Below are 10,548 nucleotides of genomic sequence, written 5' to 3'. Positions count from 1 at the left end.
CCAGCGTCGCACCGGGCACTTCGCGCAGCGGCGCGAGTGCGCACGCGCGCGCCATGTCGTCGCGGTAGCCGTCGCGCAGCGCGGCGAACACGGCCGTCTCGCGCACGAAATCGAGCGGGTCGATGCAAGGCAGCATCGCGTCGGCGAGCGCGGCCGGGTCGAAATGCAGATCGCCGACACATTCGCCGTACGCGTTGTAGTTCAGGTAGAGCCCGAGTTCGGCGAGCGTGTCGCGCTCGGCGTCGCCAATCCCGTGCTCGCGCGCGAGCGCGTGGCCGAGCGCCGGCAACTCGTCGCCGAACGCCGCGACGATCGCCCAGCGCACGTGCCGGCCGCCGAGATAGCGGTTCACGATTGCGCTCGTGCAGACGTCGGCTGCCGTGTCGATATGCGCGTCGAAGCGCGGCTCGTCAGGCAGCTCGCCCGCGAAGTGATGGTCGAAATAGCGGACCGTCGCGCCGTCGCGCAGCAGCCGCGCGCACGCGTCGCGATTCTGGTCGTGCGACACGTCGAGCACGGTGACGATGTCGCCCGCCCGCGCGTCGATCCGCTCGAGCAGCTTGATGTCGCGCTTCACGCCGGTCACGAGCGTGCCGTGCACGCCCTCCGCCAGCCGCAGTTGCTGAAGTGCGCACAGCCCGTCCGCGTCGCCGTTGAACGCAAAGAAATGTTGTGTGTCGTGGTTGTCCTGCATGATCCTTTGCTCCATCGTCAGGGCATGAAATCGCCGCCATTCGCGTCGAGCGTCGCGCCCGTCACCGCGTTCGCATAATCCGACGCGAGGAACAGCGCGGCACGCGCGCAGTCGTCGTCGGTCGGCAGCTTCGCGAGCGCGATGTTCGACGCGATCGGCGCGATGATCTGCTCTTCCGTCATGCCGTACTCGGCGGCCGCCTGCCGGAAATACGTCTGGGTCGGCACGCCCCACATCCACCCCATGTGGATGCTGTTCGCACGAATGCCGTGCACGCCAAGTTCGCGCGCCAGGTATTTTGCCGCAACCGCGAGCGCCCCCTTCGAAACAGCGTAGCCGCCTTCCCCTGCAAACGGCTTGCGGGTCGCCTGCGTGTTGATCATCACGATCGCGCCGCGCTTCTGTCGCTTCATGTGCGGCACGACTTCCTGCGTGAGCGCCATCGTACCGAACACGTTGGTGTCGAACACCGCACGCCAGCCGTCGAGGTCGGCTTCTTCCACCGGTTCGGGAAACGTGCCGTGCACGAACGCGCTGTTCACGAGCGCGTCGATCCGGCCGAAACGCTCGACGGCCTGCGTCGCGAGCTGCCGGCATTGTGCGCGGTCGGTGATGTCGGTCTTCACCTTCAGCACGTCGCAGCCGACGCCGAGCGCACGGATCCGCGCGTCGGCGTCGTCGAGTTTTTCCATCGTGCGCGCCGCGACGACCACGCCGCGCGCGCCCTCGCGCGCGGCCTCGACGGCGAGCTTCACGCCGAGCCCCGGCCCGATCCCTGAAATCACGACGATCTTGTCCTTCAGCAACATGGGTTGTCTCCTGGTTGTCGTGGGTCTCGCGAGCCCGGCGTCAGCCGGCCGCCCGCAGGTGCCGCGCGCGATACGCGGCGAAGTCGCGCGCGAGCTGCGCATCGGTGAAGCCGAAGCGCGCGATCGAATAGTCGTGTGCGGCACGCTTGTCGCGGCCGTTGCGCGCCATCCAGTCCGTCATCGCCGTGCGCTGCCGCGCATCGAGCGGCATCCCGGCAAACGCGTACACGGCCTCGGCAACGCCGAGCGGATTCGACACCGTGTCCTCGAAGCGCACGTCGAGGAAGCGGTCGGCCGGCAGCGCGTCGCGCGCGGCCATCGCCGCACCGATCGCGCGCGCCATCCCCGCGTTCCACTGCGCGCCGACGGCGAGCGGATCCGGATCGTCCGCATACATCTGCCACAACGTATGCGCCATGCTCGCCATCGACGGAATCGTCTGCGCCGGATCGCGGTGCGTGAGCACGACCTGCGCGCGCGGAAACACGCGGCACAGCACGTCGAGCGCATGCAGGTGCTGGGGCGTCTTCAGCAGCCAGCGCGCGGCCGGCGCGACGCCGCGCTGCGCCTTCTGCCACTGCAGGAACTGCAGCATCCGCTTCAGGTACGTATAGACCGGCGTGAGATCCTGCTGCGCGAGCCATGCCGTATAGCGCGGCACGTTCGCGTACGAATCCATCGCGCACACGAACGAATGCTCCATCAGCATGAACTCCTCGTCGGCGAGCATCGCATCGAGCGGGTGGATCGTCAGGATCTGCGGGACGCAGTCGATCATCGTCGCGACCTCGGCCTGTGCACGCGCGATGCGCACCGCCGGCGCGGCGAGCGTCTCGCCCGCGAGCGGCGCCGGGTAGCGGGTTTCCCACCACGCGGCAGCATGGAAGCGCGGGTCGACGGCCAGCAGGCGCTGCAGCAGCGTCGTACCCGTGCGCGGCAGGCCGACGATCACGAGCGGATCGTCGATCTCGATCTCCGCGATTTCCGGATGACGCCGGCAGTAATACTCGATAACGAGCCGGTTCACGAGCTGGCCGACGAGCTTCTCGCGCATCATCGCCGCGCCGCGCGTGGACAGGTTCGCTTCATCGATCAGCGATGCGCACATCACGTCGAGCGCCTCGCGATACGGCCCGTCGCCGAACGCGGTGAGGCCGCCCGTGCGCGACACGGCCTCCGCAATCAGTCCATCGGCGTCGAGCGACGCGCGGATCGGGTCGAGCGGCGCGTTCATGCGGCCTCCTTCAGCGTTGCAAGCTTGACGACCCGCGTACGCGGATGCACCGGCTGTGCGGCACCGACCCAGCGCCAGCAGATCGTGCCGGTACGATGCCCGGCCGTATCGAGCCAGTTCGCGTCACCCGGCCGCGCGGCCGCGACGACCACCGTCACGCCGCCGTCCGCATTCAGCCGTGCGCTGTGCTTGTTCACGCAGATATCGAAGTGCCGGTAATCGAGCGACTCCATCCAGTAGTTGTTGAGCTGCACGTTCCAGAAGTCACAGTCGGGCACCGTGTCGACGTCGATCACGAGCGCTTCGTCGTCGGCCAGCGTCCAGCACGAGTGGTAGTAGTAGATGTTCGGGTCGCCGCCGACCGACTGGCACAGCGCCTGGTCGGCGGGCGGCAGCGCATTCACGTGCGACCGGTAACTCGCGGCCCAGTCCGCGAACAGCTTCGACGTCTGCTCGACGAATTGCGCAGCGCGCGTGAGGCCGCCCTGCAGCACGAGCGGGTCGAGCGGCGCCGGGCGATCGTCGGCGCCGATGCGCTCGATCTTCAGCTGCGCCGGCGTTTCCGCACGACGGTCGAGGAAGGTCTGGCGCACCAGCAACGCGTTGGTGCCCGGCTCCATGCGCACCCAGTTGCCCGCGCGCGGCGTTTCGCTCAGCACGATCTCGAAGCTGCCGTCCGGCGCGATCTCGAGCTGCTTCGCATCGAGAAAGCCCGTCTGCAGCATCTTGCCGTCGGTCTCGTAGCCGCCCTTCTGCGTGCCGAAGCTCAGGTAGGCCACCGTGCCGCGCCGCCCCGTCACGCGGTATTCGCAGCGGCCGTCGAGACGCGCGTACTGGTACAGGTTGTCGGGATTGTCGGCGCCGATCTTCGCGGTCTCGTGCGACGGCGAGAAAAAGCCCGGCCACGCGCCGTCCGCGAACTCGACGTGCATTTCGAGCGCGATGCGCATCAGCCGGCTCAGGTAGCGGAATCCTTCCGCACGCGTCAGCGGATCGTCCGGCGCCTCGGCGCGCAGGATCTGTTGTCCGCTGCGTTTCAGGGTGTCGCAGAAATCGGCCCAGGTCTGGCCCGAAAGCAATTGCGTGGCACGTGTGTCGTCCGTCATGTGTTCTCTCCGCCGATGGTCGAGCGCTCACCTTATGCGCCGCCGCCGCGCGCCACTTCGTCCGGGTGGACTAAGGAAAGATCCGCTCCACCGCCGTGCGGCGATTTAGTCCACCCGGACGAAGATCGGCATGCCGCTCGCTCGATACCGTCGGTGTCATGCACGAAACGCCGCACATGTCGCGCGGCACCGGCATGAAACAAGGAGACGAACGATGTTGACCCACTTGGAGCGGCTGGAGGCCGAAAGCATCCACATCATGCGCGAGGTGGTCGCCGAGAGCGAGAACCCGGTGATGCTGTATTCGATCGGCAAGGACAGCTCGGTCATGCTGCATCTCGCGATGAAGGCGTTCTACCCGGCGAAGCCACCCTTTCCGCTGCTGCACGTCGATACGACCTGGAAATTCCGCGAGATGATCGCGTTTCGCGACGAGACGGCCGCGCGCCTCGGCCTCGACCTGCGCGTGCACATCAACCCCGACGGCGTCGCGAACGACATCAATCCGTTCACGCACGGCTCCGCCGTGCACACCGACGTGTGGAAGACGCAGGGGCTCAAGCAGGCGCTCGATCACTACGGCTTCGACGCCGCGTTCGGCGGCGCCCGCCGCGACGAGGAGAAATCGCGCGCGAAGGAGCGCATCGTGTCGCTGCGCTCGGAACAGCACCGCTGGGATCCGAAGCGCCAGCGCCCCGAGCTCTGGTCGCTGTACAACGCACGCAAGCGCAAAGGCGAAAGCCTGCGCGTGTTCCCGATCTCGAACTGGACCGAGCTCGACATCTGGCAGTACATCCAGCTTCACGACATCCCGATCGTGCCGCTCTACTTCGCGAAGGAACGGCCCGTGGTCGAACGCGACGGCGCGCTGATCATGGTCGACGACGAGCGCCTGCCGCTGCGCGAAGGCGAAGTGGCGCAGATGCGCAAGGTGCGCTTTCGCACGCTCGGCTGCTATCCGCTGACGGGGGGGATCGACAGTGACGCAACGTCGCTCGACGACATCCTGCAGGAGATGCGCGAGACGCGTACGTCCGAACGGCAAGGGCGACTGATCGACAGCGATTCGGCCGGTTCGATGGAAAAGAAGAAACAGGAGGGATATTTCTGATGGCACACGTTCTCACCGCGCCCGAGGCGCTCGCGCACGACGTACCCGATTCACGCGCTACCGACGAAGCGCACACGCAAACCCGGGACCTGCTGCGCTTCATCACGTGCGGCAGCGTCGACGACGGCAAGAGCACGCTGATCGGCCGCCTGCTCTACGAATCGAACATGCTGTTCGACGACCAGCTCACCCAGCTCGAGGCCGATTCGAAGAAGGTCGGCACGCAGGGCGGCGAACTCGATTTCGCGCTGCTCGTCGACGGCCTGTCGGCCGAGCGCGAGCAAGGGATCACGATCGACGTCGCCTACCGCTTCTTCGCGACCGCGCGGCGCAAGTTCATCGTCGCCGATACGCCCGGCCACGAGCAGTACACGCGCAACATGATCACCGGCGCATCGACCGCCGATCTCGCCGTGATCCTGATCGATGCACGCAAGGGCGTGCTCACGCAGACGCGCCGCCACAGTCATCTCGTCGCGCTGATCGGCATCAAGCGCGTGGTGCTCGCGATCAACAAGATGGACCTGGTCGACTACGACCGCGCCGTGTTCGAGCGCATCGACGCCGACTATCGTGCGTTCGCGGCCGAGCTCGGGCTGGCGGAGATCGTCAGCATCCCGATGTCGGCGCTGCGCGGCGACAACGTGATCGCGCCGAGCGCGCGGATGCCGTGGTACGCGGGCCCGACGCTGATGCAGCATCTCGACACCTTGCCGCTCGCCGCACGCGTGACCCGCGACGAGCCGTTCCGGCTGCCGGTGCAGTGGGTCAACCGCCCGCACCTGAATTTCCGCGGTTACGCGGGCAGCATCGCATCGGGCGAGATCCGCGTCGGCGAGCGCGTGCGCGTGCTGCCGTCCGGCAAGGAGAGCCGCGTCGCGTCGGTGATCACGCAAGGCGGCGAAAGCGACATCGCGCGCGCCGGTGACGCGGTGACGCTCACGCTCGCCGACGAGATCGACATCAGCCGCGGCGACATGATCGCGCGCGCGGATGCGCCGCCCGAGGTGGCCGATCAGTTCGAGGCGACGCTCGTGTGGATGCACGACGCACCGCTGCTGCCCGGCCGCCCGTATCTGGTGAAGCTCGGCACGCAGACGGTCGGCGCGACCTGCGCGACGCCGAAGTACAAGATCGACGTGAACACGCGCGAGCATCTCGCGGCGCGCACGCTCGCGCTCAACGAGATCGGCGTGTGCAACCTGAGCTTCGACCGGCCCGTAGCGTTCGATCCGTACGACCGCAACCGCCACACCGGCGGCTTCATCGTGATCGACCGCGTCACCAACGACACGGTCGGCGCCGGGATGCTGCACTTCGCGCTGCGCCGCGCGCACAACGTGCACTGGCAGGCCGTCGACGTCGATCGCGCCGCGCGTGCCGCGCAGAAGGCTCAGACGCCGCGCATCGTGTGGCTGACGGGCCTGTCGGGCGCCGGCAAGTCGACGATTGCGAATCTCGTCGAGAAGCGGCTGCACGCGCTCGGCAAGCATACGTACCTGCTCGACGGCGACAACGTGCGGCACGGGCTCAATCGCGATCTCGGCTTCACCGAGGCCGATCGCGTGGAGAACATCCGGCGCGTCGCCGAAGTCGCGCGGCTGATGCTCGACGCGGGGCTCATCACGCTCGTGTCGTTCATCTCGCCGTTCCGCGCGGAGCGCGACATGGCGCGCGCGCTGGTCGGCCCCGACGAGTTCGTCGAAGTGTTCGTCGACACGCCGCTCGCGGTCGCCGAGGAACGCGATCCGAAGGGCTTGTACAAGAAGGCGCGGCGCGGCGAGCTGAAGCACTTCACGGGCATCGATTCGCCGTACGAACCGCCCGCGCAGGCCGAACTGCGTGTCGACACGGTCGCCGAGTCGCCGGAGGAAGCGGCCGATCGCATCGTCGCGTACCTGCTGCGCGAGCGCGCGGCGTAAGCGCCGCGAGCGGGCAGCCCGGCGGCTGCCCGCTCGCCCGCGTCGCCTACTCCGTTCGGATGACGCGGGCCGCCAGCCGGCCGGTATGCTGGTCCGGGAATCCTTCATCCCGACCTGGAGAACACGAGCATGCCCATCGCGCTGGCGCCCGGCGACCCGGCCGCGCACGACGGTTTCGACGACGCCGCGTGGACGGCGCGCGAACTCAGCGCGTGGCTCGGGCTCGTCTATCAGGGCCCGTCGGAAGCGACCCCGTGGGCCGGCTTCCTCGAAGCGGTCCGCGTGCGGCTCGACGCAAGCTTCACGACGCTGGTGCTGCGCAATCCGGGCGGCGCACGGCACGGGCTCATCATCAACGCGTCGGCACACGGCCCGCTGCTGCCCGGCGAGCCGTCGTACAGCGAGCAGTTCTACGCGCTGTGCCCGTTTCTCGACCAGCCGCCCGGCCAGGTCTTCACGGCCGACCGGCTGTTCGGCGAACCCGCGTGGCGCGCGCACGATTTCTACCGGCAGTACCTGCAGCCGCTCGACCTGCGCTACATCCTCGGCGCGAACCTGCGCGGCGAACGCGGCGTCGAATGTGCATTCTTCGTGAGTCGCGCGCACGGCGGCCGCGATTTCGACGCGGCCGAGCGCGCGCAGGTCGCGACGCTGCTGCCGCACCTGCAGCGGGCGGTCGAACTGCATGCGGCGCTCGACGTACTCGATGCCGAGCGCGCGCTGTACGCGGGCACCGTCGACCGGCTCGACGTCGGCACCGCGATCGTCGACGAGGACGGCCGCGTGATCAAGCGCAACCGCATCGCCGAGCGGCTGATCGAGCAGCAGGACGGGCTGTGCGTGCGCCAGGAGCGGCTCCACGCGTCGTGCCCGCTCGACGAGCGCCGGCTGCAGAAGGCGCTGCAGGCCGCGCTCGAGCATTTCCGCGCGGGAGCGCTCACCCGCATCGAAGCCACCACGCTGTCGCGCCCCGGCGGTGCGATGCCGTTGAGCGTGCTGCTGCGCCCGCTCGCGCCCTACCGCGGCGCGGAGGACCGCCAGCACCGGCCGGCCGTCGCGGTGTTCGTCCGCGATCCGGCGTCGTCGCCGCAGACGTCGCGCGACATGCTGCACCGGCTGTTCCGGCTCACGCCGATGGAAACCGAAATCGCGCTGCTGCTCGTCGACGGGCTGACGCTCGACGAAGCGGCCGCCGCGACCGGCATCACGAAGAACACCGCGCGCGCGCATCTGCGCGGCATCTTCGCGAAAACGGGCGCGACGCGGCAGGCCGTGCTCGTGAAGACGCTGCTCAACAGCGTCGTGTCGATGGCGTAGCCGCCGCGCCGGCAGCCTCGCGACGGGCTGCCCGGTCGATGCACCACGTGCGAGCCGCGACCGAAACCGCGGCAATCGGCGCACACTCATTTCATGTCATACGTCATCAGACATGAATGAATCACCAATGAGTCTCATGAAATTCCCCAATTTCCGGAAAATTACGGGGTAAACCCGCAACGTCTTCATCGGCACTCAGGCGTACCATGTCATACGACGACATACTACACAGACTGCTACCCAGACGCCGACGCGAGCACCCGCCCCGTCCGCCGCCGCCCGACCGGAGACACGCTTGAACCCGCCCTCGCCCGCCCTGCCCGGACGCGACCCGCTCGCGTCCGCCGTCTCGAAAGTGAAATGGCACGTGCTGCCGCTCGTGCTGATCATGTTCATCGCGAACTATATCGACCGCGTGAACGTCGGCTTCGTCGATCGTCACCTCGAGGCATCGATCGGCATCGGCGCGGCCGCGTACGGCCTCGGCGCCGGGCTGTTCTTCGTCGGCTACGCGCTGTTCGAAGTGCCGTCGAACCTGCTGATGCAGCGCTACGGCGCGCGCGTGTGGCTGGCCCGGATCATGGCGACGTGGGGCATCGTCGCGGCCGCGATGGCGTTCGTGTGGAACGACACGTCGTTCTATACGCTGCGCTTCCTGCTGGGCGTGGCCGAGGCCGGCTTCTTCCCCGGCGTCGTGCTGTACCTGTCGCAATGGCTGCCGCCGCAGGAACGCGGCAAGGCGATGGCGATCTTCCTCGGCGGTTCCGCGTTCGCATCGGTGCTGTCCGGGCCGGTCACCGGCGCGCTGCTGTCGATCCGCGGTTTCGGCCTCGAAGGCTGGCAATGGATGTTCCTGATCGAAGGGCTGTTCTCGGTCGCACTGTGCGGCGCGAGCTGGCTGCTGCTGAAGTCGCATATCCGCGACGCGACGTGGCTCACGGCCGAAGAACGCACGGCGCTGCAGAACGCGCTCGACGAGGAGCGCACGACGCGCGACGTCCGCTCGAACGTGCCGGTGCGCGCCACCGCGCTGCTGCGCGACCCGCAGATCATGTTGTTCTGCTTCCTGTATTTCTCGATCCAGCTGACGATCTACGCGGCCACGTTCTGGCTGCCGACGATCATCCGCAAGATGGGCGGCCTCACCGATTTCCAGGTCGGCCTGTACAACACGATTCCGTGGATGATCGCGATCGGCGCGATGTACGGCTTCGCGATGCTGTCGTCGAAATGGAAGCATCCGCAGCGCTGGCTCGCGGTCGCGCTCGTGCTCGCCGCATGCGGGCTGTTCGCGTCGACGTCGCACGATCCGGTATGGTCGTTCGCGTCGATCTGCTTCGCCGCGCTCGGCTTCAAGGCCGCGTCGTCGCTGTTCTGGCCGATCCCGCAGGGCTATCTCGACACGCGCGTGGCCGCGGCCGTGATCGCGCTGATCAACTCGGTCGGCAACCTCGGCGGCTTCGTCGCGCCGACGGCCTTCGGCTATCTGAAGCAACATACGGGTTCGATCACGGGCGGGCTGTATGCGCTCGCGGTCGCTTCGCTCGTCGCCGCGGTCGCCGCGCTGTTCGCGCGCACCCACCGGCGCAGCGATCCGCCGCGCGGCCTGCCGGCCGACAAGTCCTTCACGAACGCTTCGATGCTCCGCCATGCCGAACACTGACCGCCTGACCGTCGTCGTCTCGAATGCCACCGACGGCGACCTCACCACGTTCTCCCTCGCCGGCGACGGCACGCTCGCGCCGCTCGCCCGCTATCCCGCCGCCGACGTCGCAATGCCGATCGCCGTGCAGGCCGACCGGGCGCGGCTCTACGTCGCGACGCGCGGCGAACAGCCGACGATCGTCGCGTTCCGCGTCGTGCCGGCCACCGGCGCGCTCGTGCGCATCGGCACGACCGCGATCGACGCGAGCCATGCGTACCTGTCGCTCGACCGCAGCGGCCGCTGGCTGCTCGGCGCGTCGTACGGCGGAAATTCGCTGAGCCTCTATGACGCCGCGCACGTGCGCGACGGCGACGGCACGCCGCTGCAGGTCGCGGGCGGCATCGCGAACGCGCACTCGGTGATCGTGTCGCCGGACAACCGTTTCGCGTACGTCAGCTCGCTCGGATCGGATCGCGTGTTCAGCTTCGCGCTCGTCGAGGACGCGGCCGGCCTGCGCGCGCTCGAACATGGCGAAACGCGCGTGCCAACCGGGTTCGGCCCGCGTCACCTGCAATTTGCGCGCGACGGCCGTGCACTCGTCGTCGTCAGCGAATTCCAGGCCACGCTTGCAACGTTCGCGCGCGATCCCGACAGCGGCCGGCTCGGCGATGCGCATGTGAGCGCGCGTCATCCCGCTGTCGCCGAACTCA

At 68.2% G+C, this 10,548-nt stretch carries 9 protein-coding genes; 5 read left to right on the top strand and 4 right to left on the bottom strand.

Annotated elements, in window-relative coordinates:
* The 4 genes from G3N99_RS26500 to G3N99_RS26485 form a co-directional block, all read right to left on the bottom strand.
* Positions 1 to 694 (bottom strand): acetyltransferase (locus tag G3N99_RS26500; protein ID WP_206123867.1); only part of this gene is annotated, 694 nt, incomplete at its 3' end.
* Between the two features lie 17 nt (positions 695 to 711).
* The gene (locus G3N99_RS26495) at positions 712 to 1,503 is read right to left on the bottom strand and encodes an SDR family oxidoreductase (protein WP_174941780.1); all 792 of its coding nucleotides are present in this window, start codon (positions 1,501 to 1,503) and stop codon (positions 712 to 714) included.
* 40 nt (positions 1,504 to 1,543) lie between these two features.
* The gene (locus G3N99_RS26490; RefSeq protein WP_206123866.1) at positions 1,544 to 2,737 is read right to left on the bottom strand and encodes a sulfotransferase; all 1,194 of its coding nucleotides are present in this window, start codon (positions 2,735 to 2,737) and stop codon (positions 1,544 to 1,546) included.
* Positions 2,734 to 3,843, bottom strand: coding sequence for a DUF1214 domain-containing protein (locus tag G3N99_RS26485; protein WP_174941776.1), 1,110 nt, complete (start codon positions 3,841 to 3,843; stop codon positions 2,734 to 2,736). The genes G3N99_RS26490 and G3N99_RS26485 overlap by 4 nt, the downstream gene beginning before the upstream one ends.
* A gap of 130 nt (positions 3,844 to 3,973) precedes the next feature.
* On the opposite strand from G3N99_RS26485, the gene cysD reads away from it, so the two are divergent.
* From cysD to G3N99_RS26460, 5 genes are all read left to right on the top strand, one after another.
* On the top strand, positions 3,974 to 4,954 hold the full coding sequence (cysD, locus tag G3N99_RS26480; RefSeq protein WP_277396448.1) for a sulfate adenylyltransferase subunit CysD: 981 nt from the start codon (positions 3,974 to 3,976) through the stop codon (positions 4,952 to 4,954).
* Positions 4,954 to 6,876, top strand: a complete 1,923-nt coding sequence (gene cysN / locus G3N99_RS26475; RefSeq protein ID WP_206123864.1) for a sulfate adenylyltransferase subunit CysN — start codon at positions 4,954 to 4,956, stop codon at positions 6,874 to 6,876. Before cysD ends, cysN begins: the two co-directional genes overlap by 1 nt.
* Positions 6,877 to 7,005: 129 nt before the next feature.
* Positions 7,006 to 8,193: a helix-turn-helix transcriptional regulator gene (locus tag G3N99_RS26470; RefSeq protein ID WP_174941770.1), complete on the top strand. Its 1,188-nt coding sequence runs from the start codon at positions 7,006 to 7,008 to the stop codon at positions 8,191 to 8,193.
* A gap of 295 nt (positions 8,194 to 8,488) precedes the next feature.
* Entirely contained in the window at positions 8,489 to 9,856 is a 1,368-nt protein-coding gene (locus tag G3N99_RS26465) for an MFS transporter (protein WP_206123863.1), read from the top strand.
* The coding region (locus tag G3N99_RS26460; RefSeq protein WP_206123862.1) for a beta-propeller fold lactonase family protein at positions 9,843 to 10,548 on the top strand (706 nt) is incomplete at its 3' end. The genes G3N99_RS26465 and G3N99_RS26460, both read left to right, overlap by 14 nt.

Source organism: Burkholderia sp. Ac-20392 (assembly GCF_017104585.1).
Lineage (GTDB): Bacteria > Pseudomonadota > Gammaproteobacteria > Burkholderiales > Burkholderiaceae > Burkholderia > Burkholderia lata.
Note: the sequence above shows the minus strand (reverse complement) of the source record. Positions and strands in the feature narration are given on the sequence as shown.